28 protein-coding genes, 3 pseudogenes and 1 other annotated feature are annotated in these 26,460 nt (G+C 62.5%); of the genes and pseudogenes, 28 read left to right on the forward strand and 3 right to left on the reverse strand.

The window, feature by feature from the left end; genetic code table 11:
• The 7 genes and pseudogenes from WS62_RS36000 to WS62_RS05880 all read left to right on the forward strand — a co-directional run.
• Nucleotides 1–111 (forward strand): annotated as a pseudogene (locus WS62_RS36000) (IS5/IS1182 family transposase); the annotation flags it as partial.
• Nucleotides 104–619: pseudogene (locus tag WS62_RS05855) on the forward strand (STY4534 family ICE replication protein); the annotation flags it as partial. The pseudogenes WS62_RS36000 and WS62_RS05855, both read left to right, overlap by 8 nt.
• Before the next feature lie 94 nt (nucleotides 620–713).
• Nucleotides 714–1,316 (forward strand): DUF3275 family protein, encoded by a 603-nt coding sequence (locus tag WS62_RS05860; RefSeq protein ID WP_043294185.1) that lies wholly within the window; start codon nucleotides 714–716, stop codon nucleotides 1,314–1,316.
• Between the two features lie 92 nt (nucleotides 1,317–1,408).
• On the forward strand, nucleotides 1,409–2,062 hold the full coding sequence (locus tag WS62_RS05865) for a hypothetical protein (protein ID WP_066568885.1): 654 nt from the start codon (nucleotides 1,409–1,411) through the stop codon (nucleotides 2,060–2,062).
• Between the two features lie 61 nt (nucleotides 2,063–2,123).
• Nucleotides 2,124–3,233: a DUF6094 domain-containing protein gene (locus WS62_RS05870; RefSeq protein ID WP_066568887.1), complete on the forward strand. Its 1,110-nt coding sequence runs from the start codon at nucleotides 2,124–2,126 to the stop codon at nucleotides 3,231–3,233.
• 97 nt (nucleotides 3,234–3,330) lie between these two features.
• Nucleotides 3,331–3,624: a hypothetical protein gene (locus tag WS62_RS05875; protein WP_066568892.1), complete on the forward strand. Its 294-nt coding sequence runs from the start codon at nucleotides 3,331–3,333 to the stop codon at nucleotides 3,622–3,624.
• 82 nt (nucleotides 3,625–3,706) lie between these two features.
• On the forward strand, nucleotides 3,707–5,974 hold the full coding sequence (locus WS62_RS05880; protein WP_066568899.1) for a helicase-related protein: 2,268 nt from the start codon (nucleotides 3,707–3,709) through the stop codon (nucleotides 5,972–5,974).
• Nucleotides 5,975–6,223: 249 nt separating this feature from the next.
• Here the strand turns inward: WS62_RS05880 and WS62_RS36005 are convergent, their stop codons facing one another.
• Nucleotides 6,224–7,105: a hypothetical protein gene (locus WS62_RS36005; RefSeq protein WP_231748209.1), complete on the reverse strand. Its 882-nt coding sequence runs from the start codon at nucleotides 7,103–7,105 to the stop codon at nucleotides 6,224–6,226.
• Between WS62_RS36005 and WS62_RS05890 the strand changes: the two are divergent.
• Nucleotides 7,025–8,261: pseudogene (locus WS62_RS05890) on the forward strand (IS3-like element IS1416 family transposase). The gene WS62_RS36005 and the pseudogene WS62_RS05890 sit on opposite strands and share 81 nt — an antisense overlap.
• Nucleotides 7,305–7,421 (forward strand) — a sequence feature (AL1L pseudoknot). (Overlaps the previous pseudogene by 117 nt.)
• A gap of 31 nt (nucleotides 8,262–8,292) precedes the next feature.
• On the opposite strand, the gene WS62_RS05895 reads toward WS62_RS05890, so the two are convergent.
• A complete protein-coding gene (locus WS62_RS05895; RefSeq protein WP_066568904.1) occupies nucleotides 8,293–8,778 on the reverse strand; it encodes a phospholipase D-like domain-containing protein in 486 nt (161 codons plus the stop codon).
• 394 nt (nucleotides 8,779–9,172) lie between these two features.
• On the opposite strand from WS62_RS05895, the gene csrA reads away from it, so the two are divergent.
• From csrA to WS62_RS05940, 10 genes are all read left to right on the forward strand, one after another.
• On the forward strand, nucleotides 9,173–9,442 hold the full coding sequence (gene csrA / locus WS62_RS32725; RefSeq protein ID WP_442855064.1) for a carbon storage regulator CsrA: 270 nt from the start codon (nucleotides 9,173–9,175) through the stop codon (nucleotides 9,440–9,442).
• A gap of 135 nt (nucleotides 9,443–9,577) precedes the next feature.
• Complete coding sequence (pilL2, locus tag WS62_RS05905; RefSeq protein ID WP_066568907.1) at nucleotides 9,578–10,180, forward strand: PFGI-1 class ICE element type IV pilus protein PilL2; 603 nt, start codon at nucleotides 9,578–9,580, stop codon at nucleotides 10,178–10,180.
• Nucleotides 10,177–10,809 (forward strand): hypothetical protein, encoded by a 633-nt coding sequence (locus WS62_RS05910; RefSeq protein ID WP_156440881.1) that lies wholly within the window; start codon nucleotides 10,177–10,179, stop codon nucleotides 10,807–10,809. The genes pilL2 and WS62_RS05910 overlap by 4 nt, the downstream gene beginning before the upstream one ends.
• A gap of 9 nt (nucleotides 10,810–10,818) precedes the next feature.
• Nucleotides 10,819–11,541 (forward strand): TIGR03759 family integrating conjugative element protein, encoded by a 723-nt coding sequence (locus WS62_RS05915; protein WP_066568918.1) that lies wholly within the window; start codon nucleotides 10,819–10,821, stop codon nucleotides 11,539–11,541.
• A gap of 20 nt (nucleotides 11,542–11,561) precedes the next feature.
• Nucleotides 11,562–12,095 carry a transglycosylase SLT domain-containing protein gene (locus tag WS62_RS05920; protein ID WP_043294178.1) on the forward strand — a complete coding sequence of 178 codons (534 nt, stop codon included), beginning with the start codon at nucleotides 11,562–11,564 and terminating at the stop codon, nucleotides 12,093–12,095.
• A 13-nt stretch (nucleotides 12,096–12,108) separates the two neighbouring features.
• Nucleotides 12,109–12,630, forward strand: coding sequence for an integrating conjugative element protein (locus tag WS62_RS05925; RefSeq protein WP_043294218.1), 522 nt, complete (start codon nucleotides 12,109–12,111; stop codon nucleotides 12,628–12,630).
• Nucleotide 12,631: 1 nt separating this feature from the next.
• Nucleotides 12,632–14,791 (forward strand): type IV conjugative transfer system coupling protein TraD, encoded by a 2,160-nt coding sequence (gene traD, locus WS62_RS05930; protein WP_066568919.1) that lies wholly within the window; start codon nucleotides 12,632–12,634, stop codon nucleotides 14,789–14,791.
• Nucleotides 14,792–14,810: 19 nt separating this feature from the next.
• Nucleotides 14,811–15,557, forward strand: coding sequence for a TIGR03747 family integrating conjugative element membrane protein (locus WS62_RS05935; protein ID WP_066568921.1), 747 nt, complete (start codon nucleotides 14,811–14,813; stop codon nucleotides 15,555–15,557).
• A gap of 183 nt (nucleotides 15,558–15,740) precedes the next feature.
• Nucleotides 15,741–16,091 (forward strand): hypothetical protein, encoded by a 351-nt coding sequence (locus WS62_RS36010; RefSeq protein WP_152641061.1) that lies wholly within the window; start codon nucleotides 15,741–15,743, stop codon nucleotides 16,089–16,091.
• Nucleotides 16,092–16,123: 32 nt separating this feature from the next.
• Nucleotides 16,124–16,354 carry a hypothetical protein gene (locus WS62_RS05940; protein ID WP_066568928.1) on the forward strand — a complete coding sequence of 77 codons (231 nt, stop codon included), beginning with the start codon at nucleotides 16,124–16,126 and terminating at the stop codon, nucleotides 16,352–16,354.
• A gap of 565 nt (nucleotides 16,355–16,919) precedes the next feature.
• Here the strand turns inward: WS62_RS05940 and WS62_RS05950 are convergent.
• The gene (locus tag WS62_RS05950; protein WP_066568933.1) at nucleotides 16,920–17,876 is read right to left on the reverse strand and encodes a hypothetical protein; all 957 of its coding nucleotides are present in this window, start codon (nucleotides 17,874–17,876) and stop codon (nucleotides 16,920–16,922) included.
• Between the two features lie 98 nt (nucleotides 17,877–17,974).
• Here WS62_RS05950 and WS62_RS05955 point away from each other — a divergent pair, with 98 nt between their 5' ends.
• The 10 genes from WS62_RS05955 to WS62_RS06000 are packed head-to-tail and all read left to right on the forward strand — an operon-like array spanning nucleotide 17,975 to nucleotide 26,436.
• The gene (locus WS62_RS05955) at nucleotides 17,975–18,325 is read left to right on the forward strand and encodes an integrative conjugative element protein, RAQPRD family (RefSeq protein ID WP_066568936.1); all 351 of its coding nucleotides are present in this window, start codon (nucleotides 17,975–17,977) and stop codon (nucleotides 18,323–18,325) included.
• Nucleotides 18,322–18,561, forward strand: coding sequence for a TIGR03758 family integrating conjugative element protein (locus WS62_RS05960; protein ID WP_066568938.1), 240 nt, complete (start codon nucleotides 18,322–18,324; stop codon nucleotides 18,559–18,561). Before WS62_RS05955 ends, WS62_RS05960 begins: the two co-directional genes overlap by 4 nt.
• 16 nt (nucleotides 18,562–18,577) lie before the next feature.
• On the forward strand, nucleotides 18,578–18,952 hold the full coding sequence (locus WS62_RS05965; RefSeq protein WP_066568939.1) for a TIGR03745 family integrating conjugative element membrane protein: 375 nt from the start codon (nucleotides 18,578–18,580) through the stop codon (nucleotides 18,950–18,952).
• A 7-nt stretch (nucleotides 18,953–18,959) separates the two neighbouring features.
• A complete protein-coding gene (locus tag WS62_RS05970; RefSeq protein ID WP_066568940.1) occupies nucleotides 18,960–19,379 on the forward strand; it encodes a TIGR03750 family conjugal transfer protein in 420 nt (139 codons plus the stop codon).
• Entirely contained in the window at nucleotides 19,376–20,053 is a 678-nt protein-coding gene (locus tag WS62_RS05975; protein ID WP_066568942.1) for a PFL_4703 family integrating conjugative element protein, read from the forward strand. Before WS62_RS05970 ends, WS62_RS05975 begins: the two co-directional genes overlap by 4 nt.
• A complete protein-coding gene (locus WS62_RS05980; protein ID WP_269435260.1) occupies nucleotides 20,050–20,937 on the forward strand; it encodes a TIGR03749 family integrating conjugative element protein in 888 nt (295 codons plus the stop codon). The genes WS62_RS05975 and WS62_RS05980 overlap by 4 nt, the downstream gene beginning before the upstream one ends.
• The gene (locus WS62_RS05985; RefSeq protein ID WP_066568944.1) at nucleotides 20,927–22,381 is read left to right on the forward strand and encodes a TIGR03752 family integrating conjugative element protein; all 1,455 of its coding nucleotides are present in this window, start codon (nucleotides 20,927–20,929) and stop codon (nucleotides 22,379–22,381) included. Before WS62_RS05980 ends, WS62_RS05985 begins: the two co-directional genes overlap by 11 nt.
• Nucleotides 22,362–22,793: a TIGR03751 family conjugal transfer lipoprotein gene (locus WS62_RS05990; RefSeq protein ID WP_066568946.1), complete on the forward strand. Its 432-nt coding sequence runs from the start codon at nucleotides 22,362–22,364 to the stop codon at nucleotides 22,791–22,793. Before WS62_RS05985 ends, WS62_RS05990 begins: the two co-directional genes overlap by 20 nt.
• Nucleotides 22,793–25,681, forward strand: coding sequence for a conjugative transfer ATPase (locus WS62_RS05995; RefSeq protein ID WP_231748207.1), 2,889 nt, complete (start codon nucleotides 22,793–22,795; stop codon nucleotides 25,679–25,681). Before WS62_RS05990 ends, WS62_RS05995 begins: the two co-directional genes overlap by 1 nt.
• The gene (locus WS62_RS06000) at nucleotides 25,678–26,436 is read left to right on the forward strand and encodes a DsbA family protein (RefSeq protein ID WP_066568948.1); all 759 of its coding nucleotides are present in this window, start codon (nucleotides 25,678–25,680) and stop codon (nucleotides 26,434–26,436) included. Before WS62_RS05995 ends, WS62_RS06000 begins: the two co-directional genes overlap by 4 nt.
• Nucleotides 26,437–26,460: the final 24 nt, after the last annotated feature.

The following is a 26,460-nucleotide window of genomic DNA, read 5'->3' on the forward strand; positions in this document are numbered from 1 at the left end:
TTTCGACGGCTCAAGATTCGTTACGAACGCTATGCTCATGTTCACGAGGCCTTCATGTCTCTGGCTTGCGCTTTGATTTGCTGGACGCGTCTAAAGTCTCTGTTTAACTAATTTCGCAACAGCTTCTTATTTCGATTTGCATGTGACCGGTCTCGGTTACGTCAACCGCATTCGCGAGGTCAAACCTCGCAAAGGTGATGCATTTCTCGCCTGCGACATTGCCGCGCTCAACGGTCCCAGCAACGAGCCCGAGTACCGCTACTTCGACGTGCGCGTATCGGGTGCCGATGCGCAACATCTGATCCGCCGCTGCGAGGAGGCCGTCAAGGCCGAACGCAAGGTGCTGATCGGTTTTCGCCTTGGCGACCTCTGGCCTGACCTCTTCACCTACACAAAGGGGAAGAACCAGGGTAAACCGGGCGTGAGTCTGAAAGCCCGCCTGCTCTTCGTAAGCTGGATCAAGGTCGACGGCCAGCTCGTCTACAAGGCCGAAGCCAAGCCGGCGGACAACGTATCCCGTGAAGACACCCCCGCCTCGCAGGACGATGCACCGAAGGCGGATTCCCCTGCCACCGACGACGCGGAAGCCTCCGCACCCGCCATGGCCGCTTCGTTCTGACTGTACGGCCCCGTGCGTTGCCGGGGCCTTCTCTTACCGCCCGGCGTCGTCATCGCGCCATTGATGGCGACGCCGCTTCATGAGGATGCCTCCCATGATTACGCTCTCGGGCCAATTGGCCATCAAAACCATCCACGGGCGCAACGGCGATTTCAACGTCGGACGCCTTGCGACTTCCATCGGCGAGTTCGTCATCAAGAACGCCGAGCTCGACCAATACGCCGAAGGCAAGTACGACGGCGATTTTCTCGTCACGGAAATTTTCCCGTGGACCTATCCCACCGGTGGCCGCATGGTCATCGAAATCCGGGCACGGCTCGGTGGCATGACGCTGTCCGCCGCGGACGCATTGAGCCGCGACGAAGCGAGCGCCTTGAGTCCGCAGGAAGTCGATCCGATCGACGAGGAAACGTCCGCCAAGCCAGCCGTATCCACCACGGGTTCGGCCAGCGCAGCGCACGATCCGCTCATCGATACGACGCCGTTTGGCACGGAAGCGCCAGCCGCGCAGCACACTGCGCGTGCCGGCAATGCCGACGACGAAACCTTGTTCGGCACACTCTGGCCACTCGCTGACATCGTCAAGCTCGATGCCACCGTCGACCGGCGCCTGCTGCGTCAGCAGCGCGATCGCCTCGGCGCGCTGGGTTACGAATTTGCACCACTCTCGCAGGACTGGCACCGCCTCGCCGCCTGATCGCTTTCTTCCCGTTCCGCTCCTCCCCGTTTGGGGCAACCGCTCGCTCCCCCGGCGACGTTGCCCCTCTTTTTTCTCTCAAGGACATCACCATGCCTACCTCCCTTGCTTCGCGTACGCTTTACCCCATCGACGAATGCCCGGATCTGATGGCCGACGCCTGTGTCGGTGACGATCACGGCGAACTCGTCTTTCTGTCCGTCTGGGCGCGAGACACCGCGATCCAGGCCTTCCTCGCCGGTCTGACGCTGGGTCCCGGTGAACAGGGACTCGACCGGTTCCATCTCGTCACGAACCAGGGCGTGTCGGTGTCCGTCATCGTCGGCAACATCGAACGACTCGACAAGCGCAGCACGCGCGCGTTTCGCCGCACGCTGTTCGGCTCGCTCGTGAACCTGTGGCTGTTCGACAAACGCTGCGTGAAGCCGGACAAGGCGAACGCGACGGCGCTGGCCTTGCTGCCACGCACTGAGGAGTCACGCACCGAACGGCTCTGGTCGCTGGTGCGCGATACCTGTCCCTTGCCATTGCTCGATCACTGGCACGACACCGTGCTCGAACTGCTCACGCACGGCGACATGCTGACGCGTCTGCCGCTGGCCCTCGGACCGCTCGACGGTTACCGGCTGGCGATCGACGTGCCCGCATTGACGGCGGCGCTCGGCGCACGCATTCGCGACGGCCGCCTCACGGCATCACCGTCCGAACCGGCTATCGCAGCAGCACCGCTGGTATGTGCGGCCTGATCTCCCACGGGACATGCGCCGTTGCATGCCCTCATCGATCCTTCTCTTCAGGAGTTTCCCCATGGCTCTCATGTTTCCGCGTCTCGCGCGCAATTTCATCAAGAACGGCTACTTTCCCACCGACGAAGGCACGCTCGAACGCGTGCTCTCGGCACTGGCTCCCTCCTCGGGGCCAATGTGCATCCTCGATCCATGCGCCGGCGAAGGCGTCGCCATCGCGGAAGCGGCCCATGCGCTCGGGCGTGACTGGGTACGCGTGTATGCCGTCGAGTATGACGCTGAACGCGCCATCCATGCACGGCAACTGGTCGATCGCTGCCTGCACGGCGACCTGATGGATACGATCATCAGCCGCCAAACCTTCGGTTTGCTATGGCTCAATCCACCCTACGGTGATCTGAGCCGCGATGCGAACGGCAACCTGGGCTACCAGGGTCAGGGCCGTGCGCGCCTCGAGAAACTGTTCTATCAACGTACGCTACCGCTGCTGCAATACGACGGCGTGCTCGTCTTCATCGTCCCCCACACCATCCTCGATGCCGAGCTGGTCGGTTGGTTGACACGCCATTTTGGAGATCTGCGTATCTACCGTGCAGTGGACACGCAGTTCAAGCAGGTCGTGATCATCGGTCGTCGCGTGCGCCAGCGCGACCAGGCCGTCGACGGCGCCAAGGCCATCCGCAGCCATCTGCTGGCGATCGGTCATGGCGATGTCGATGCGGACGAACTGCCGGAGGCATGGCCCTTCGAGCCGTACACCGTGCCGGTATCGTCCGCCGAGCCGGAGCATTTCTACCGGGTCACGCTCGATCCGGCGCAATTCGAAGACGAGGTGCAACGCCTGCAAGGGTTGTGGCCGTCCGTCGAGACGCACCTGGGCGCCGCGCAGCAAACACTGCGTCCGCCGGCACGGGCGTTGTCGCAGTGGCATCTCGCATTGGCCCTCGCGGCCGGCGCGATCTCCGGCGTGGTGACCTCGAAGACCGGCAAGGTGCTGGTCGTCAAAGGCGACACGCACAAGGAGAAGACGCTGCAAACGGAATACACCGAACGCGACGACGGCTCCATCGCCGAAACACGCATCCTCACCGACAAGTTCGTGCCGGTCATCCGTGCCTGGGACATGACACCGGGCTCACCGACGCGCGGCGACGTGCTCACCATTCGCTGATCGTCATCCACCGACGGCACATCGATTTCATCCACCCAACGGGGTCACCGTATCCCGCCCGGGGCGCTGTGACCTCTTTCATCAACCGGAGGTCTCCATGGCACTCGAATCCTTATCGCCCGCGCGCTTCACGCCCGGTCGTCTGATCATGACGGCCGGCGTCGATACGCTGATCCATCAGGGCCGGCTCAATCCCCTGCCTTACTTGCGTCGTCATCTTCGCGCCGACTGGGGCGACCTTTGCGACGCCGATCGCCGCAGGAACGACACCGCGCTCGCGCACGGCGACCGTTTGCTGTCGTCCTATCAGGTCACACCTGACCTGACACTATGGATCATCACCGAATGGGATCGCAGCGTCACCACGCTGCTATTGCCGTCGGAATACTGAGTTCCTCTTCTTTCCCCCCTGGGGCATGTCATCGCTCCACAGGGACGGTGCATGCCCTTTTCTTTTCCAAGGAGTCTGCACCATGTCGCTCGATACACTTTCCGATGCGCCCGAACAGGGCGATCTACTCGACGCCGCGGCCTCGCCGCTTACGCTGTCTCTGCAGGATTTCGTCACCGAGTTCGGCGACGAACTGCTGGATGCCCTCAATAGCGCCAATCCACCGGTCTATGCCGGCCAGCCCCGCGTCCATCGTCAACTCGTCCTCGCCGGTCTCAAGCGCCGCTTGTTTCCCGCCCAGGCCGACGTCGTCCATGCGGTCACGGAACTCCTGATCGAACGCAACGAGCGTGCTGCCATCGTCAACGGTGAAATGGGCTGTGGCAAGACGACTGTCGGTATCGCCACTGCGGCGGTACTGCATGCCGAAGGCTATCGCCGCACGCTCGTGCTGTCGCCGCCGCATCTCGTCTACAAGTGGCGGCGCGAAATTCTCGAAACCGTCGCAGGTGCCAAGGTCTGGGTGCTCAACGGCCCGGACACGCTCGTCAAGCTGATGAAGCTGCGCGAGGCGCTGCACGTGCCGGTACAGGGCCAGGAGTTTTTCGTACTGGGCCGCGTGCGCATGCGCATGGGTTTCCATTGGAAGCCCGCGTTCGTGCGTCGTCGCACCACGCAGGGTGGCGTCGGTGCGTGTCCCCACTGTGGGGACATCATCACCGACCTCGACGGCGAGCCGATCAACCCGATCGAACTCGATGCCGAGGATATTCGTCGCAAGTGCGCACGCTGCGCATCCCCGCTCTGGACGTTGATGCGTCCACGCACGGTGTCCACCAGCGATCAATCGACCGCCGTGCTCAAAGCGCTCAAGCGTATTCCGACCATTGGCGACGTCACCGCGCAGAAGCTGATGAAGCAATTCGGCGATGCGTTCCTCGCGTCCATGCTCGGCGACAACCTGTTCGAGTTCATCAATCTGATGGACGAGCACGGCGAGCTGGTGTTTTCCGACCGTCAGGCCCAGCGCATGGAACGCGCGATGGCGAACATGGAGTTCGGATTCGGGGAAGGTGGCTATCAACCGTCCGAGTACATCAAGCGCTATTTGCCGCAAGGCACGTTCGACGTGCTGATTGCGGACGAAGCGCATGAGTACAAGAAGGCGGGCTCCGCACAAGGTCAGGCCATGGGCGTCCTAGCCGCCAAGGCACGCAAGACGCTGTTGCTCACCGGCACGTTGATGGGTGGCTACGCCGATGACCTCTTTCATCTTTTGTTCCGGTCGTTGCCGGGACGCATGATCGAAGATGGGTATCGGCCGAATCGCCAAGGAAGTCTGACATCAGCCGCGATGGCTTTCATGCGCGATCACGGCGTGTTGAAGGACATCTATTCGGAGAGCACGGGTTCGTCGCACAAGACGGCCAAGGGCTCGAAGATCACGGTGCGCACGGTCAAGGCACCTGGGTTTGGTCCGAAAGGCGTGCTGCGTTGCGTCCTGCCGTTCACGGTGTTCCTGAAACTCAAGGACATCGGCGGCAATGCCCTACCGCCGTATGACGAGGAGTTTCGCGACGTCGCGATGACGCCCGAACAAGCCTCAGCTTACCGGCAGTTGTCGGGCACGTTGACGATGCACCTGAAACAGGCGCTCGCCAAACGCGATACGACCTTGCTCGGCGTGGTCCTCAACGTGCTGCTTGCTTGGCCCGACACGTGTTTTCGGTCGGAGACGGTGAAGCATCCGCGCACGCACGCGATGCTGGCGTTCACACCCGCGCAATTCGGCGATCTGGACGCCATGCCGAAAGAGCGGGAGCTCATCGACATCTGCCGACAGGAGAAAGCCGCCGGTCGCAAGACCTTGGTCTATAGCGTCTACACAGGTACGCGCGACACGACGGCCCGGCTGAAGACGCTGCTCGAACAGGAAGGCTTCAAGGTGGCGGTGCTGCGCGCGAGCGTGGACGCCTCCCGCCGCGAAGACTGGATCGCCGAGCAACTCGATCGCGGGATCGACGTACTAATCACCAACCCGGACCTTGTAAAAACCGGCCTGGATTTGCTGGAATTCCCGACCATCGTCTTCATGCAGTCCGGGTACAACGTCTACACGCTGCAACAGGCTGCGCGTCGTTCCTGGCGCATCGGCCAAAAGCAACCGGTGAAAGTGATCTACCTCGGCTACGCCGACACCTCGCAGATGCACTGCCTTGCCCTGATGGCGAAGAAGATTGCTGTCTCACAAAGCACCTCGGGTGATGTGCCCGACTCTGGTCTGGATGTACTGAACCAGGACGGCGATTCGGTTGAAGTTGCACTTGCTCGTCAGCTTGTGACGGCGTAACCGCCCTCTCCATGCCGCTAACCCATTTCGGGCTAGCGGCTTTCTTTTTTTGGTTATTTGTAGATTTACGGGGATATGAAGGTCGCTTGCCAGCCCTAAGTTGCCTTACGGGAGCCTGGACACGACGGTCGTTCGCAACAAGCGCGGCGGGACAGGTGTCTCGCATCACGACTCCGGAAACAGGTGCGCGCATACGAAATCGACGAAAACACGCAGCTTCGGTGAGCAATGGGAGATCGCCTTAGAATCCTATCCATCGGGTTCCTCATGTCCCCAGTACGCATAATTGAATACCGAATCCAGCTCGCTCAGATTCGCAAGTCCCAACTGCTCCCGTATTTGATTCGCCACCTTGCAAAACTTGACATAGTGCTCGGGCGACACGTTACTTTTCAGAGGTCGGACCGGAAACTCATCCATGTTCGCCAATCGCATTCCGCAAACGGCGTTACGATTCATCACCGCAAACCGCTTGTTGTCTAGCGCATGGAGGATTTCCGTGATGACATTGACACCTGCGCCGGGAACGTCTCGCAAGTGGTCCAGCAGGAGACCATAGACTCTTCCGACGTCGCGATAATCTTCCTGGACAACAGTCGCAAGCGCCCTCTGGAAAGCCACAGCGTGTTCCGCGATCTTTGTTTTCCCTCTAGCTAGACCACCCGAGTGGAAGTGTTCCAGTAAGCGATCATAGTGCATCAGAAATCTTCGCGAGCTGAGTGGCTCGGCTGCCACCATTCCTCTGATGACGACACCGGCCTTCTTCCGGTTCTGACCGCGACGCCGCCGATCCTTTTCGAAACCTCGTTCAGATGTATCCTGACGCATGGTTTCTAAAACATTCCAAAGACTCTGCGTGTCGAATGCTTGCCCCGTGATCTTTGTGACCTTAGCTCGTTGGCGAGCTTGCTCAGCTCGACGACGTGCCATTCTCTGCTCTACCTGGTTGATCTCAAACTCTCTCTCGTAGTCGTCTATGTCCGCCTTTGTTGCGGGCACCTGAACCGCACCGAATTTTGTGGAGGCTCGGATTCTTGAGAGAATCGAGCCATGAACAAGAAGGCAACCAAGTTTTCCCCGGAAGTCCGGGAGCGCGCAGTGCGTCTGGTACGTGAGCAGCGTAGCGAACATCCGTCGATGTGGGCGGCGGTCGAATCATTGCGCCGATGATCGGCTGTACGCCGCAGACGCTGCTGGATTGGGTCAAGCGCGAGGAGATCGATCGTGGGGAACGTGATGGCGTGAGCACGGCCGAGCGTGAACGCATCAAGGCCCTCGAGCGTGAGGTCAAGGAACTGCGCCGTACCAACGAGATTCTCAAGCTGGCGAGCGCGTTTTTCGCCCAGGCGGAGCTCGACCGCCGATTCAAGTCCTGAAGGCCTTCGTCGATCAGCATCGCGACACCTTCGGGGTCGAGCCGATCTGCAAGGTCTTGCGGATTGCCCCGTCGGGCTACCGACGCCATGCTGCGCAGCTTCGTGACCCGTCCAAACGCTGCGCTCGCGCCAAACGAGATGAGGTCCTGCAACCCGAGATCAAGCGTGTCTGGCAGGCCAACATGCAGGTCTACGGTGTGCCGAAGGTCTGGAAGCAGATGAACCGGGAGGGCATTGTGGTCGCACGCTGCACGGTCGGGCGGCTGATGAAGCTGCAGGGCTTGCGAGGCGCAGTTCGCGGCAAGCGAGTTCGCACGACGAATCCCGATACGAGCGCCCCGCGCCCGCTGGACCGGGTCAACCGGCAGTTCAAGGCTGAGCGGCCAAATCAGCTTTGGGTGTCTGACTTCACCTATGTCTCGACATGGCAGGGTTGGCTGTACGTGGCGTTCGTGATCGACGTGTTTGCCCGTCGCATCGTCGGTTGGCGCGTCAGTTCGTCAATGAGCACGAACTTCGTTCTGGATGCGCTTGAACAGGCGCTGTACGCGCGCCAACCGGGCAACGATGGGACTTTGATACACCACTCCGATAGGGGGGCTCAATACGTCAGCATTCGGTACAGCGAACGTTTGGCCGAGGCGGGTATCGAGCCGTCCGTCGGCAGCCGTGGCGACAGCTACGATAACGCGCTGGCTGAAACGATCAACGGTCTCTACAAGACGGAACTGATTCATCGACGCGCCCCGTGGAAAACGAGGGAATCCGTCGAACTGGCGACCCTGGAATGGGTGGCCTGGTACAACCATCATCGGCTGATGGAACCGCTCGGCTATATCCCGCCTGCCGAAGCTGAGGCAAACTACTACAGGCAACTCAGAAATGCTGCTGAAGTGCCTGCATTAACTTAAACCAACCGGCCTCCACGATTCCCGGCGCGGTTCACACCAGATGCTCATCCTCGATGAGATCATCGAAGTGTCTTGCCACCGAGCGAGTCAAAGTACCTTGTTGATCTTCGACCAACACCGACGCTTCGTGATTGTCTTGCAGTCCACCCTGTGTCAGATTCGCAGACCCTATCACGACCATTCCAGCGCCCCCTGTGGAGATCGCATAGATTTTGGGGTGAAACGTAGCGCTTGATCGGCTCAAATACAGTTGAAGATTGTGACCACTCATACGAAACAATTGCCACAATACAGTCGGCTCAGTGAGATAAAAATTCAGTCCGACGGCAAACCGTGCCTTTAGCCCTCGCGCGAGCGCTCTTTCTAATTCATGCCTTAGCGCACGAAAGCCGGACGCTTTCGCAAAAGCAACCATGCAGTCGAACCGTTTCGCAGTCGCAAGCCGCTGAACGATGACGCTCTGGTGATCTGCGTTTTCATTGTTCACCAGCAATTGAGCCTTCTCCATTTCGCTCATCCCCCTTTTCGAACACGGCGATCAGGATAGCAGTGGCGGAACCACCCTCAGAGCACGGCACGATGTTTTCAGTTTCATCAGCGGGCATTCCCGCTAAAAAGCAGGCCCACGCCTTCCAGAAACGGAGATCGCGCGCGATCGACGTGTATGCCAACCCCACACCACACCTACGCCCCGGTCTAGCGCATCGCCGCCGCCCTGATCTATCCCACAGGCAGCAACTCTGACGACGTCAAACGGGTACGCTAACGCCTGTCCGTCCACTTCCGGTCCCTCGATTATCGCGGGACCTATTTTTTGCGATCCCCTAGCGCACGACCGCCGAACCGGCGACCTTGATATGGCTTGGGCGTTTTCTTTACCCTCGCGCAGACCAACTTCCAGGGAAGGCCCCATGCAGCCATCGTCCGGAACACCGCGCGGCATGCTCATCTTGTACCGCCATCCGCAGCAATCACTGCACATTGGCGACGAGATCACCGTCACCGTCCTTAGCGTTCACGGCAATCAGGTTCGCCTCGGCATCCAGGCCCCTGCCCACGTCGGCGTCCATCGCGAAGAAATCTACCGGCGCATTCAGGCGGAGAAGCGCGCCGCGGCAAATGCACCATCCCCCCATCCTCCGGTCATCGTCCGCCGCGCACGCTCCCGCCATCACGAATAACCGCCTAGGCGCGGAACACCCCGCACATCGATACGACTCGCCCACATAATCGGGCGTTCGGTCGATCCGTTTTGATACGTGCACCCAGTCACGCAAACGACGACTGTCACGGCATCGCCATGCCGAGGTCATCGTATGCCGTCACCCTCTTACCGCCGTGTGGCACGCAACGCGCTCCGTACCATCGCCGTCGCCACCGCGACGACATGCGTCACCGCATGCGCTACGTCCACCCCACCGAACGCGACGCCGCCATCGATACCGATGGCGACACATGAGCCTGCGTCACCGCCAGCCATTCCGGTCATCCGCTACGGTCGCTACACACTGATCGAGCTGGTGCCAGACGACGGTCAGCGCGACCTGATGCAGCAGGTGAACGATCTCGCCATCCCCTCCGCCGCCAACGCCACGGTCGGCGATGCCCTTCACTATGTCCTGCGGCGCTCGGGCTATCGACTCTGCGACGAGCGCGCAGACACCACCGCCGTGCTATACGCCCTGCCTCTGCCCGCTGCGCACGAACATCTGGGACCCATCACGTTGCACGACGCGCTGCAGCGCCTCGCCGGGCCGCGCTGGACCTTACTCGTCGATGACGAAACGCGCGAGGTGTGCTTCGCGCCGCAGCCCGACGATCACCCCACCTCTCCGGCGTCGTCCGCCTCATCACCCGATGATCCGGTGCCGCTGATGGATGCCGATCCGATCAACGATCCCGTGGGAGGCCCGCAATGATCGTGTCACCCCGCGGACGGCGCTTGCTTTGCATGGTCGCGGCGAGCGGCGCCGTCGCCATCGCCACGCTTGTGATCGTCGATCATCGGCGACTGGCCCATCTCGCCCGCACGTCGCCGAGCTATGCGTCGCACACCGACGTGCACGTACTCCAGCAACGACTCGACGCCTTCGATGATGCACTGACGCGCTTGCAGCACGCTCCAGCGAACGTCACGCAGGCGACGTTCGATGCCACGCGTCAGACGTTCGACGCACGACTTGGCAAACTGGACCAGCTTTCCACCACAACGGCCACCACGGATGCCGTCAACGCGCTAGATGCGCGCGTCCATCAGCTTGAAACCCACCAGGCCGCCGCGGCACAGACTGCGAGCAACGCGGCGACCTCCCGGCATCATCACGTCACACCGTCTGCGCCGCGTATGCCGCCCTTCGCCATCTTGGGCGAAGAACAGCGTGGCGGTCAGACATTTTTGACCATCGCGCCGCCGCATTGGCATGCGCTCGGCGACGTACATCTGCTGCAACCCGGCGACAACGAAGGCGACTGGCAGCTCGAAACGCTGGACGGCGATACCGCCACGTTCCGCGTCGACGGCCAGATTCAACGCCTGTCGATTCGGTGAGGCTGTGCCATGACCTGTGTCGTTTCATTGCGCTTCGCCTGCATCGCCGCCTGCCTGATGAGCGTCGCAGGCGCGGCGACGGCGCAAACCCGCATCGCTGCGAGTTCGTCCGCAACGAGTATCGAACGCGCCTCGCCCATGGCCGCATCGGATGAAGCCCGCGCCCATGCGTGGGGACTCGATGCCACCGAATGGAGCCGCTACCAGCAGTTGATGCGGGGACCGCTCGGTATCTATTCGCCGAACCTCGATCCGCTCACCGCACTGGGCATCGAGGCCCGTTCGGACGCCGAGCGGCAGCACTACGCCGAATTACAGGTGCGCGCCGAATCGCAGCGGGTGCAGAAGGAACTCATCTATCAGCGCGCCTATGACGCCGCGTGGAAACGGCTGTATCCCGACCAGGTGCCGGTGCATGCGCTGACGTCGCCCTCCCGCCCTGATGTATCACTCGCACACACGGGACGGCTGGCCGTCTTCGTGAAGGACGACTGCCCGACCTGCGATGCCCGCGTGCGACAACTTCAAACATCCGGTGCCGCGTTCGACATCTTTATGGTCGGTAGTCGCGGCGACGATGCGCGTATTCGTGCATGGGCGCAGCGCATCGGCATCGATCCGGCCAAAGTCCGCGCACGCACCATCACCTTGAATCACGATGCCGGGCGTTGGCTGATGCTCGGTGGGCAAGGCACCTTGCCCGCGGTGCTGTCCGATACGGGGTCGCCATGAGAGGGGCACTAGCCCGTAGGATGCGCCGACATGCGTGGCTCAGCCTGCTCGGTTGGCTCAGTATGCCCACCGCGGCCGTCACGCTGCCACCACCCGCCTATCAGCTCGCGGCCCACGACGCCGGGGTGCCATCGGTGGTGCTGTTCGCCGTCGCACTGCAGGAAAGCGGCACGCGCCTGCAAGGACGCCTCATCCCCTGGCCGTGGACCTTGAACATCGCGGGCAGCGCGTATCGCTACCGTACGCGTGCTTCCGCATGCCGTGCGCTGCGCGTGGCATTGCCGATCGTGGGCGCCACGCATGTCGACGTCGGTCTCGCGCAGATCAACCTCGGCTTTCAACGCGAGCGCTTCGCCGATCCGTGCGACGCCCTCGATCCGTATCGCAACCTCGACGCCGCCGCATCGATCCTGCACGAGCAACACATTGCGGGCGAAGACTGGCTCGTCGCCGTGGGGCGGTATCACCGACCCGCGGGTGGCGCATTGGCCACGCACTATCGACGCCAAGTGGCTGTTCGTCTAGCGCGCGTGCTCGATGCCGCTTATCCGTGATGGGGAGTCGATCATGAAGCTTGCTCATCGCTTTGTGTGTGTCGCGCTACTGGGACTTGGACGCATCGCATCCGCGCAAGACCTGATCGTCGTCGGCGACGATGGCGGCGTATCAGCGCTACCGTATTACCGCGCCCTCAACCTGTTGCCCGAAACGCCGGCCGCCGTCACACCCGCTGCACCGACGACATCGCACGCACCCTATCGCGAAGCCGATCTGTTGCCCGTGCATTCGGCGCGCCTGACACCGGGGCGAGTGACACCGCGCACGCTTCGCGCGCCGGGTCTGTCACCCTTCTTTCTGATCGGCGACGACCGGCCTTCGCGCGCCTGGCTGCACGCTCGCGGTGACATGCTGCGTGCGATGGGCGCCGTCGGTCTGGTCGTGAACGTCGGCTCGGCCCAAGCACTCGCAGCGCTTCGACGCGATGCACCGGGTCTCACGCTGGTCCCCACCTCCGGCGACGACATCGCGATTCGCCTGGGCCTCTCGCACTATCCCGTGCTCGTGACGGCCACAGGCATCGAACCATGACATGGCGCAGGAACACGCCGTCGAGGTGCTGTTGCGGCCGGCGGTCGAGCTTTACACCGTGGCCGTGTGCGCGCTCGGCGCGGCGCTATGCCTGGCTGCGCCCTGGTCACTTGCGCTGACGCCGCGCTTTGGTCTCGTCTCGGCGTTCGCCTTCGGTGCGTTGGGTTATCGCCGCTGGCGACAGGCACGCGTCATCCTGCGCTATCGCCGTCACATCCGCCGCTTGCCCCGCTACGTGATGGCAAGCCGCGATGTGCCGGTGAGCCAACAGTGGCTCTTCATCGGCAAGGGCTTTCGGTGGGAGCCGCACCACACGCACCGCCTCGCACAGACCTATCGACCGGAGTTTCGCCAGTACGTCGAACCCACACGGGCCTTTCGGCTCGCGCGCCGGCTCGAAGCGAAACGCGAATTCGTGCCGTTGCCGCTCTCGGCGCTCGCACGCGCCACCGCCTGGGATCACCCATTCAATCCTGTCCGCCCGCTGCCACCTGTCGGTGGCCTGCCCCGTCTGCACGGCATCGAACCGGTCGAAATCGACGTCACGCTGCCACTGGGCGAACGTGTGGGTCATTCGCTCGTGCTAGGTACGACTCGCGTCGGCAAGACGCGTCTGGCCGAACTGTTCATCACGCAGGACATCCGGCGCGTCCGCAACGGCCAGCACGAGGTCGTGATCGTGTTCGATCCGAAGGGCGATGCGGATCTGCTCAAGCGCATGTATGTCGAGGCGAAACGCGCGGGCCGCGACAGCGAGTTCTATGTCTTTCATCTCGGCTGGCCGGACATCTCAGCCCGCTACAACGCGATCGGCCGCTTCGGGAGGATTTCGGAGGTCGCCACGCGCGTGGCCGGGCAATTGTCCGGCGAAGGCAACTCGGCCGCGTTCCGGGAATTCGCCTGGCGGTTCGTCAACATCATCGCGCGAGCGTTGGTGGAACTGGGGCAACGGCCCGACTACCTGCTGATCCAGCGGCACGTGATCAACATCGATGCGCTCTTCATCGAATATGCCCAGCACTTCTTCGCCAAGGCCGAACCGAAGGCGTGGGAAGTGATCGTCCAGCTCGAAGCACGGCTCAACGAGAAATCGATCCCGCGGCACATGGTCGGACGCGAAAAGCGCGTGGTCGCCATCGAGCAGTACCTGTCGCAGGCCCGCGTGTTCGATCCGGTGTTGGATGGCTTGCGTTCGGCAGTGCGCTACGACCGCACCTACTTTGACAAGATCGTAGCGAGTCTTCTGCCGCTCCTGGAAAAGCTCACCACGGGCAAGATCGCGCAACTGCTAGCACCCGACTATCGCGACCTCGCCGATCCACGCCCGATCTTCGACTGGATGCAGGTGATCCGCAAACGCGCGATCGTCTACGTGGGTCTGGACGCGCTGTCCGATGCCGAAGTCGCCGCCGCAGTCGGCAACTCGATGTTCTCGGACCTCGTGTCGGTGGCCGGGCACATCTACAAGTTCGGGGTCGATGATGGTCTGCCGGGCGCCGCAGCCGGCACGCAGATTCCGATCAATGTGCATGCGGATGAATTCAACGAACTGATGGGCGATGAATTCATTCCGATGATCAACAAGGGCGGCGGCGCCGGTGTGCAGGTGACGGCTTATACACAAACGCTCTCGGACATTGAGGCGCGCATCGGCAATCGCGCCAAGGCCGGCCAGGTGATCGGCAACTTCAATAATCTCTTCATGCTTCGCGTGCGCGAAACCGCCACCGCCGAACTCCTCACCCGCCAGTTACCGAAGGTGGACGTCTATACGGCCTCGGTCGTGAGCGGCGCCACGGACAGCTCCGATCCGAAGGGGAAAACCGCGTTCACCTCCAACACGGTCGATCGCGTCAGCGCTACCTCTGTGCCGATGATCGAACCTGCACACGTGGTTGCGTTGCCCAAAGGGCAATGTTTCGCGCTGTTGGAGGGCGGCAACCTCTGGAAGATTCGCATGCCGTTGCCCGTGCCCGATTCGGACGACGCGATGCCGGAGAACCTGCAAGTCATGGCGCGTGCGATGCGTCAGCACTACACGGATGCGGGCGACTGGTGGGAGAGCAGCGGCATCGAGCACCTGCAGCAGCCGACGCTTCCGGCCGATCTGGTCGACGATTTCCGGCAGATGACCGCCAACGACGTCGACGCGGCTGCATGACATTTCCGACGCCACCGCTATGACCGACCCCGCTACCACCGCCCAACGCCAGCAGGCGCAACAGCAAGGTCTGATCGCACAGATCATCACGCTGCCTTTTCGCTTTCTCGGTTTGCTGATCGGTTCGCTCTTTCTCGCCGTGCTGATCGAATGGGCGGGCATGCTGATGCTTTGGCCCGATCAAGGCTGGCATCATGCGCAGACGATGCTGCATCACGAAACGGATCAGCTTGCTGCGGATTTCTTCGACAGCTTACTCGTGCACGAACCCGCACACACGGCGCAGATCTGGCTCGATGCAGCCTATCGCCTGATCTTCGTCAAGACGGGACTCCTTGCATGGATACGCGATGCCGACGTGCAAACGCATGCCAACAGCGTGAGGGGCACCGATCTGCGTCATTACCTGGGTCTCGTTGCCGTGCACCTCGAGGACTATCTGCTCGCCGCCCTCTACACGAGCCTGACCTTCCTCGTTCGCGTGCTGGTGCTGATCATGGTGCTGCCGCTCTTCCTCGTCGCAACCTTTACGGGATTCGTCGATGGGCTGGTGCGTCGGGATATTCGGCGCTTTGGCGCCGGGCGCGAATCCGGGTTCCTGCATCATCGTGCCAAAGCAACCATGATGCCCTTGGCGGTGTTTCCGTGGGTCCTCTATCTCGCACTGCCCGTCAGCGTGAATCCCATGCTTGTTCTTCCCCCCTGCGCGGCACTACTCGCTCTGTCGGTCAACGTGACCATCGGTACGTTCAAGAAATACCTGTAGGTGCGATGCACAGCATGCTTTCCAGGGTATTCGCCTTCATCGGTAAATTGTTGCGACTTATACAGTGTTGGCAAGACTCGGTGCACGCCAAGCACGTCGATTGAGAGACGCTCGCTAGATCACGTAACAGGTACAATGAGTGACCAGAAGTGCCGACTCTTGAATCCCGGAAGGAATCACGACATGGACCGAGACGCTGTACTCGACGCGCTGCCGGATGACAACGAGTTCCGGGCCGCACCAAACTACCGAAAGAAAGAGATTGTCGAAAACCTTATCAGGTCAGTTCTCGATCAACTCGATACCGAACGCCGTGACCCCGATCGTTGGGAAGCAGAGCATATCGCAGCGGCAATCGGCTATCTCTTGTCGGATTGGTACTCCGCGGCAACTGGATATGCAATCAAAGCGCTTGCTCCCGCAAACGAGCGCGCGGACCCAGAATCATGGACGAGGACCGACGACACAGTGACAACGCGCGCTCTTCGGGACGCAATTGAATATGCAGCTGGCAAACCGGCGAGGAACGGGTAATTCACGAGGGGAACAGACGGGGAATCGGGGCAATGGCTGAACTCAATGCTGCACTGGTGGGTTTTCTCGGCGTGCTGGTGGGCGGTTACGGCAGCAACTTCCTAGCTGAAGACTACCGGCGCTTTCGCGACAGCCGCGCGCTGGCGGGCGCACTCGCTGGCGAACTGGAATCTCATGGCGAGGCTGTTCCGATTCTCAAAGACGGGCTTGAAAGGATGGGGAATAAGGTACTTGCCGGAGAGAAACTCGACCTGCCAGAGTAGCCAATTCCACCCAGTCCGCTGTTCGACGAGAACGCATCGAAGATCGGTCTGCTAGGGCCGGAGTTGGCGCGAGATGTAGCATACGTCTATGAGCACCTTCGGGCGTTTCGCCAAAATTTTCACCAGCTAACAAAGCACCATACGGAAATGTCTCCGGAGTGGACCCACTCGAACATAATGGGTTGCTTGGCAATACTGACACGCATGGAGCCGAGAGGCAGACAACTCATCGTCAACCTCAAAAATCACGCCGATGTGCAATACCGGAGCCTTCCCGAAACCCAGACGCAACTCAAATACGGCGCGGCGGGGTTCATTGCGTTTCTGATCCTGTTGAAGCTATTCGCCTGACCGAAGGCCGTGCGCACGTCTCCCGATGGCACCGAGCAACGCGGCGCGGAACAAGAGCCCCTAATAGGGGTTGTTGTCAGTCGGCGGCTTCCCGCGCTTCCTCGATGACCTTCCAATGCAGAACTAGGTCACGCGATTCTGCGTCATAGGGTTAGCCATTTCTGCCTCCCCGATTTCGACGTCGTCACAATGCCGCTAGGCGAGGAGGCGATGGTCAGGCGATGTCGTCATCTCCGGGCAACTCATCATCCTCTTCAGGGTCGTCAAAGTACACGCCCTGAGCTCCGATGACACCCATCATTTCGAGCCGTTCCTTCCGCTCCTCAGAATCCATTTCTTCGTAGTGGAACTCCAACTCGTCCATGACCTCAGCCTTCGAGGCATCTGACTTGAAGCATTCGAGGTAGTCACTGACCAAGCCCGGGTCGAACTCCAATGGCGTAATCCCCTTGAGGAACTGCAGGTAGCCCGTGCTCGGATCTACATTCATGAAGAAGATGAGCAGCTCCTTCCAGAGCACGTCCTCGTCGCCTATATTCACCTCGCGCAGGAACACGCTCTCGGCCTTTGAGCCGTGCCGCAGCTCGTATGTGTACAACCCAAGCGCGCTGGAGCGGTCGTCGATGATTTTGTAGATTGTCCGTGCGATTTTCAGGACCGTGCGACTGATGAAGGCGCGGTATCGGTCCTCGTTGGGTGTACCGAGTGAGAGGGACCTATCGAGAAACTCGACGTTCAGATACTTGCTCAACAGCCCGCGAATCGCCACAGACTCCTTCTTTCCTATGTAGACCGAGTTGAGCGAGAACCGATCGTACCGCAGCGATTTGTAGAACGTGCTCAAGAGCTGCAGGAGGTCATTCTGCGGCTTACTGAAGTTAATCGTGACGTGCTTTCGCACACGCGCCACTAGGTCCAAGTGGCTGTGCGTGATAAGGGACTTCTCCAGCGCGTCCTGATCGGTTGCGTCGGCGTGCTCATGCAGCACGACTGCGATCTTCAAGAGCCGCTCGAGGCCAACCGACAGGTTGTAGAGGAACTCGAACAACTCGTCGGCGTGATCAAACAGCCGCAGCTCATGGAACCGACGCAGACCGTTGTAAATGAAGGACCCGGCTATGTGCACTTCCTCGCCGAGCCTGAAGTTTTTCCAAAAATCCGATGCGTTCATGTCATTAAAAACGGGAAGCAGCGATAGCGGATTGCTGACTGACGCCGTAAGCCGGAAGGCCGACTCTTTCGCCATCCTCGAGTCACAGGACGACAGGGATGGCATCCCAACTGACACCCACGATAACACGGCGGCTGGCATTGGCTTTGGCCGCCGCCACATGCCTCTGTGGTTGCGTTGTACATGCCTACGCGGCCGACACCGCATCCGAATCCACGCACCTCGCCGCTATCGAACGCCAGCTCGACACCATCGACCGTCTCGCGACGCAAGGCGAACAGCTCCCCGATAGCGATAGCACGCACGAGCACTTCGACTACGCACGCCTGCACGCCGACATCGCCCGTGTCCGCGAGGGCATCCAGGACTACCTGAGCCCCCGCCGTCCACTGCCGCGTGATCCGTCGACGCTCGTCGGCCACTACCGCGTGAGGACGGACGCGCCATGAACCTCACCGGCGATCAACTGACCGCGTTCCAGAGCAACGGCGGCTTCTCGCCCGCCGACTGCTCGGTGCTGCTCGTCAGCGTCGTCTTCGTCGTGGTGCTGATCTGGGGCGTATGGGCGCTGCGCACCGCGTATGCGGGCTGGGCCGCACGGCGACTCTCCAACGCGCAGTTCCTCGGTGTCGCCGCACGTTTTGCCGCGATGTATGTCGTGCTGACCTTCCTTCTGCTTTCCTGACCACGGACGTTTCCCCATGGCTACGCGTCTCCGTTCTTGCACCCTCGTACGCCGCCTTGGTCGTAGCACGTGCGCGGGCGCTGTTTCCGCCTTCGTCACGATGCCCTTGCTGGCCTATCCGGGCTTGCCCACGCTCGAAGATCCTTCGCGCGGTGCCGGCAACGGCATCCTGCAAACCCTGCAGAACTACGGCTACGACATCGTGATGCTGGTGGCGCTGCTCATCATCGCCTCGATGTTCATCGGCGTGTGCTACCACGCCTACAGCACGTATTCGGAGATTCACACCGGCCGCAAGACCTGGGGCCAGTTCGGTCTGACGGTGGCGGTCGGCGCACTGTTGCTGGTGGTAGGCATCTGGCTGCTCACCAAGGCCACTGGCATTTTGTGAGTCGTCCATGCCGAACGAGATCGACACCCTTCGCGACGGCACCGTGGCGTTCCTGCCGCATCGCCTGAACCTGCAGCCCGTCATCGTGCGTGGACTCACCGCCGACGAACTCTGGATCACCGTCGGCCTGTCCGCGATCGCGGGCATCGTGCTCGGCATGCCGCTCGCGTGGCTCACACGCAGCATTGCCATGGCGCCGACGACGATCATGGCGAGCATCGCGACCGGCATCGTCGCGGGCGGCACGCTGCTGCGCCGACAGAAACGCGGGCGCCCGGATACGTGGCTGTACCGGCAGTGGCAATGGTGGCTGCGCTGCCATGCGCCGTTCGTGTCGCGCTGGATCGGTGCGCGCGCGCTGATCGTGCGCTCTGGTGCCTGGACCGTTCGCCGTACGACGCCCACGACTCGCGGAGGCGTGCGATGAGCCGCTTTCGTAACGAAGTGGCGCGGCTGGATGCGCACGTGACCACCCTGCGTCGTGTCGTCACCGGTCTATTCGTACTCGTCTTGGCCCTCGCGATCGGTTGGTGGAACGCGCCCCGCCAGCTCACCATCCACATCCCGCCGGACCTGCGCTCGGGCAGTACGCGCAAATGGTGGGAAGTGCCGCCCTCGTCCGTCTACGCATTCGCCTTCTATGTGTTCCAGCAGCTCAACCGCTGGCCGACCAACGGCGAAGAGGATTACCCGCGCAACCTCCGCGCACTCACCGCGTATCTCACGCCCTCGTGCAAGGCGTTTCTGGACAGCGATGTCGCGTACCGGCGTGACAGCGGCGAGCTGCGCAACCGGGTCCGCGGCATCTACGAGATTCCCGGCCACGGCTACGGCGACGATCCCAGCTTTCACGTCAAGGTGCTTTCCAACGATGCCTGGCTCGCCACACTCGATCTGGCGGCCGATGAGTATTACGGCGCCGAGCAGGTCAAGCGCGCCCTCGTGCGCTACCGGCTCAAGGTCGTGCGCATGGACATCGATCCGGAGAAAAATCCGTTCGGGCTCGGCCTCGACTGCTACGCCTCGCCACCCGAACGGCTCGCGCTGCCGACGCCCACCCCACCGGCCGCCGCATCGGGCGCCAGCGGAGTTCTGCCATGACACGACGACTGTTTCGCTTACTGGGCCTGCTGGTTGTGCTCGCCCGTCTGATCACCGCGCCTGCGCACGCGGTGGAAGTGATGCATTGGGAGCGCCTGCCGCTGGCCGTGCCGCTGATCGTCGGCCAGGAGCGCGTGGTCTTCATCGATCGCGACGTGCGCGTCGGCGTGCCGGCCGCGATCGCCGATCATCTGCGCGTGCAGAGTGCCGATGGCGCGATCTACTTGCGCGCCAGTGCACCGATCGAACCGTCGCGCCTGCAGTTGCAGGACGTCGCCAACGGCACGCTGATCCTGCTCGACATTGCCGCGCACCCGGCCGCACCCAAGGAAGTCCCCCTGGAGCCGGTGCGCATCGTCGTGGGCCACACGCTAACCGCCAAACCGGACCAAACGTCGACGCACGACGATGATGCCAACGACAACGCGGCCAAGGCCCTCGATACTCCGGTCCCGGTGCTACTCACGCGCTATGCCGCGCAAAGCCTGTACGCCCCGCTGCGCACCGTGGAACCTGTCGACGGTATCGCATCGGTGCCGGTCGATCGCACGCTGCCGTTGGACAGTCTATTGCCCACATCACCCGTGCACGCGTCGGCCTGGGCCGCGTGGCGGCTCGACGACGCATGGGTGACGGCCGTCCGACTGACCAACACGTCCGCGCAGCACCTCGATCTCGATCCGCGCACGTTGCAGGGCGACTTCGTGGCCGCCACCTTCCAGCATCCCGACCTCGGGCCGGCCGGCGACGACAGCGATACCACCGTCGTGTATTTGGTCACGCGGGATCACGGCCTGGCGGCCTCGTTGCTTCCTGCGATCCGCCCGGTCGACGTGCATCCGACGGCTCCGTCCACAACCGAAAGAGCCGGCAATGAAAAGTAACGGCCTGCTCAAATGGCTGGTCATCCCGATACTGGTGCTCGCCGTGTGGGGGCTGATCAAGACCTGGACGGCGCATCGCACGCCGCGCGCGGCCTCGACCACCGCCTCCGACACGCTGACACCGGCCGAGCTCAAGGCCCTCGGCATCGAAGGCGATACGCCGCACGACACGGTCGCCACGCTGGTCGGCCAGGTCAAGGCGCTGCGCGGCGAAATCCAGGCGGCGGTCAACGACAACCAGGCCCAGCGCGCCGAGAACGAGCGTCTGCACCAGCGCGAAAGCGACATCGACCAGCGCATCCAGAATGCGGTGAACGCCGAGCGGGATCGCCTGCACGCCGAGCGCAATCAGGCGCAAAGCGACCAGCAACAGACGCAAGGCCTGCTGCAGGATCTCGAACACCGCCTCGACACGCTCGATCACAAAAACGGCACCGATCTGCCGGTGGGCCTGGGATTGCGCGAGGGCGATGGCACCGGCTTCGCAGGCGGCGAGATGCAATGGACCGAACCGGCCGACAAGACGCCGCAAGGCACGAAGCGTAACGGTGCATCATCCGCCCCCTCGACTAGCGCGGTCGGCGGTTTCGGAGCGGCCGACACCATGCCTGCGCAGCAAACGATAGCGTCAGGCAACGCAACGAATCCGGAGGATGCAGCCACCGATAAACCGCACCTACGTCCGGTCTATACGGTACCTGCCAACGCCACACTCATCGGTTCGATAGCGATGACCGCACTGATCGGGCGCGTGCCCGTCGATGGCACGGTCAACGATCCGTATCCGTTCAAGGTACTGATCGGCCCCGACAACCTCACCGCGAACGGCATCGATCTGCCGGATGTCGCGGGAGCGGTGGTGAGCGGTTCGGCCTCGGGCGACTGGACACTCTCGTGCGTGCGCGGACAGATCCGCTCGATCACCTTCGTCTTCCGCGACGGCACGATTCGTACGTTGCCCGCGAACGATCACGGTTCGAATAACGATACGGCAGGCAACACCAGCAACGGCGCCGCGACCACGCAAGGCGGCCTGGGCTGGATCAGCGATCCCTATGGCATTCCATGCGTGGCGGGCGAGCGGCGCAGCAACGCCGCGCAATACCTGGGTTCGCAAGCGCTGATCACGGCGGCGGGCGCCGGTGCCGCATCGCTCATTCCGAAGGGCAGCGACAACGTGTCCTACGTGTCGAGCAACGGCAACACGCTCGGCACCGTCGGCATTTCCGCCAACGAAGCGATGGGCCGCATTCTCGCCGGTGGCGTGCAGGAGATGTCACAGTGGGTCAACAAGCTTTACGGCCAAGCCTTCGCCGCCATCTACGTGAAGCCCGGCGCCAAGGTGGCCGTCCACATCGATCAACCCCTCACCCTCGACTACGACTCGAAAGGCCGCAAGGTCAACTACAAAACGGGAGGTTCGCATGCACCGGATCTCGACTAGCGCCCTGATCGCCGCGTGCCTCGTGCTGCTCGCCGGCTGCGCGACCACCAAAGACAAAGTGTTGCCGCACGGTGATGCCACGATGCTGGACATCTGGAATCAGCAGACCGGCGGCGCCGCGAACGCCGCTCAGGCGACACGACAGCTGATGGATGCACGCGAAGCGCTACGTCGACCGCTGACACCCGCGGACCAAGCGACCGCCCCCGGTGATAACGCGAGCTACACGCGTACCGCCGACAACGAAATCCAGTCGCTCTTTCATCGCCTGCCCAACCCGGACATGGTGATGTACGTGTTTCCGCATCTGGCCGGAACGCATCCGACGCCGGTACCCGGATACAGCACCGTGTTTCCGTTCTACGAGCGCGTGCACTACGCGATGCCCGGTGAGCGGACGGAGTCGTACTGATGGGCTGGCTGCCGCCCTTGGCTGCGCTGCGCGAGCGCTTGCTGCCCCGTCGCGATCCGAAGGCCGAGATCGACAATGATCGCGAGGATGCGTGGGCGACATACGCGGCACGGCTGCGCGCGCACGGCGTGCCCATGCCCGGTGCATCGACAGGCCGACGCCCCGCCACGGTGGCGCAGGAACAGGCGCTCTACGACGTCGCGCCGTCCTTCGTCGAACTGCTGCCCTGGGTGGAATACCTGCCTGCCTCGCAGAGCATGCTGCTCGAGGATGGCGTGTCGGTGGCAGCGTTTTTTGAGCTCACACCGGTGGGCACCGAAGGCCGCGAGCCTACATGGCTGATGCAGGTACGCGATGCGGTGGAGAACGCGCTGCAGGATGCCTTCGATGAGCTGGACGATCACCCGTGGGTGGTCCAGTTCTACGCGCAGGACGAAACCGCGTGGGAGGCGTACCTCGACACGCTCGACGCCTACGTGCAACCCCGCGCAAGGGAGACCGCCTTCACCCGCTTCTACCTGCGCTTTTTCGCTCATCACCTGCGCGCCATCGCGACACCCGGCGGGCTGTTTCAGGACACGACCGTTACGCAACTGCCGTGGCGCGGCCAATCGCGGCGCGTGCGCATGGTGGTGTACCGGCGAAATGCCGACGGAACGGCACGCCGCGGCCTCTCGCCCGAACAAGCGCTCACGGCAGTATGCGATCGCCTGATCGGCGGGCTGGCCAATGCCGGCGTGAAAGCGCGACGCTTGTCCGCCGCCACGATTCATGCCTGGCTGCTACGTTGGTTCAATCCACACCCCACGCTGCTCGGTGACACCGCCGAGGCTCGCGAGCGCTTCTACGGGCTGACCGCCTATCCAGACGATGTCGATGAGGCGGAATTGGAATTGGCCAGTGGCACCGACTTCGCACAACGGCTGTTCTTCACGCCGCCCCGTTCAGACGTCCAACGCGGGCTGTGGTCATTCGACGGCATGCCACACCGCGTGATCGTGCTGGATCGCCTGCGCACGCCACCCACCACTGGCCATCTCACCGGCGAGACACGCAAAAGCGGCGATGCGATCAATGCCCTGTTCGATCAGATGCCCGAAGACACCGTGATGGCGATGACGCTGGTCGTCACGCCGCAAGACACGCTCGAAGCGCATCTCAACTACCTGAGCAGGAAGTCGGTCGGCGAAACCCTTGCGTCCGAGCAGACGCGCCAGGACGTGCAGCAGGCGCGCACGCTGATCGGCAGTGCGCACAAGCTCTATCGCGGTGCGGTGGCGTTCTACCTGCGCGGGCGCGATCTGGGCGAACTCGACGCGCGCACGCTGCAGCTCACCAACGTGATGTTGGGTGCGGGCCTGCAGCCGGTACGCGAGGACGACGAAGTCGCGCCGCTCAACAGCTACCTGCGCTGGCTACCGTGCAACTACGATCCGGCCAAGGATCGGCGGCAGTGGTACACGCAACTGACGTTCGCCCAGCACCTAGCGAACCTCGCGCCGGTGTGGGGCCGCAGCCAGGGCACCGGGCATCCGGGCATCACACTGTTCCATCGGGGCGGCGGCACCATCACGGTCGATCCGCTCAATCGCCTCGACCGGCAGATGAACGCGCATCTGTTTCTGTTCGGTCCCACCGGCTCGGGCAAATCGGCGACGCTCAACAACCTCCTCGTGCAGATCACCGCCATCTATCGGCCACGTCTGTTCATCGTGGAAGCGGGCAACTCGTTTGGCCTGTTCGGCGATTTCGCCCAGCGCTTGGGACTGAGCGTGCATCGCGTGCGCCTCGCGCCCGGTTCCGGCGTGAGCCTCGCGCCATTCGCCGATGCGCGGCGGCTGGTCGACACGCCGAGCGACGTGCAGACCCTCGACGTCGATGCGCTGGACGAACCCGTCACCGGCGTTCCGGACGGCGATGAACAGCGCGACGTACTGGGCGAGCTGGAAATCACCGCGCGCCTGATGATCACGGGCGGCGAGGACAAGGAAGAAGCGCGCATGACCCGCGCCGACCGCAGTCTGATCCGCCAGTGCATCCTCGATGCGGCCCATGGCTGTGCTCACGAAGCACGCCCTGTCCTCACCCGGGACGTGCGCGATGCCCTGCGCGAGCGCAGCCGCGACACGCTGTTACCGGACGTACGGCGCGCCCGCCTGCTGGAAATGGCCGATGCGATGGACATGTTCTGCCAGGGCGTGGACGGCGAGATGTTTGATCGCCCCGGCACGCCGTGGCCCGAAGCCGATATCACGATCGTCGATCTTGCCACCTTCGCACGCGAGGGCTACAACGCGCAGCTCTCGATCGCCTACATCTCGCTGATCAACACCGTCAACAACCTCGCCGAGCGCGACCAGTTCCGCGGGCGGCCGATCATCAACGTGACGGATGAAGGCCACATCATCACCAAGAACCCGCTGCTCGCGCCGTACGTCGTCAAGATCACCAAGATGTGGCGCAAGCTCGGCGCCTGGTTCTGGCTCGCCACGCAAAACCTGGACGACCTGCCCAAAGCGGCCGAACCCATGCTCAACATGATCGAGTGGTGGATCTGTCTGTCGATGCCGCCGGACGAGGTCGAAAAGATCGCGCGATTCCGCGAACTGAGCCCCGCGCAGAAGGCCCTGATGTTGTCGGCGCGCAAGGAAGCGGGCAAGTACACCGAGGGCGTCATCCTCTCGCGTTCGATGGAACTGTTGTTCCGCGTGGTGCCGCCCAGTCTCTACCTCGCGCTTGCGATGACGGAACCGGAGGAAAAGAACGAGCGCTACCAATTGATGCAACAGTACTGCATCAGCGAACTGGACGCGGCGATGCGCGTGGCCGAGCGCATCGATCAGGCGCGCGGCATCACGACACCGACGTGGGAAGGATTCGTGCCGTGAAAGGCGCACGACTCGCGACGCCCGTGTGGCGTGTCGCCGCTTCCCGTCGTCGACGCGCGATCCGATACGCGATCGTGACGCTGCTGGCGTCGGCCCTGCTGATCGTCGTTGTCCTCGCACGGTGGCATGCCGTTCCGCTTACGGCGCACGCCGCGTCCGCGGAACCGCCATGGGTGTATGGCAACCCGCACGCGCGTTACACGTTGGTCGAATACGCCGATCTCGAATGTCCGTATTGCAAGGCCTATTTCCCGGTGCTGAAGGCGTGGATCGACGCGCATCCCGAGGTGAATTGGCAATGGCATCACCGCCCCGTCGCCATCCACGAACCGGCTGCAACGCGCGAAGCGTGGTTGGCCGAGTGTGCCGGGCGAACATACGGCAACGAGGGATTCTGGCGTGCGGCGGCATGGATCTATGCGAACACGCGCGGAAACGGCGAAGGATGGCCGGCGTCGGCGGCCTTCCCGGAGACCTCGCCAACGCTCAAGGCATGTCTCGAAAACGCCGACGTCGTCAGAACGGTTCAAACCCAAGCGGAGGCGGCCCGCCGTGCGGGCGTCGAGGCGACACCGACGGTGAAACTGGTCGACCGCTCATCAGGCAAGACCCTCGTGCTCGAAGGCGCCATTGAGGGTGACGCGCTGTTGTCCGCCATGGATTGGCTGGCCAATGCGTCACGGGCCAGTGCGCCGCCCACGTCCGCCCCCATCAGCCCTCAAAAACACATCAGCGGTTCATCGAATACTCCGTAGCCAGCGGTCTTCCAGGCTACGCAT

The organism is Burkholderia sp. ABCPW 14 (assembly GCF_001523835.1).
Classification (GTDB): domain Bacteria; phylum Pseudomonadota; class Gammaproteobacteria; order Burkholderiales; family Burkholderiaceae; genus Burkholderia; species Burkholderia mayonis.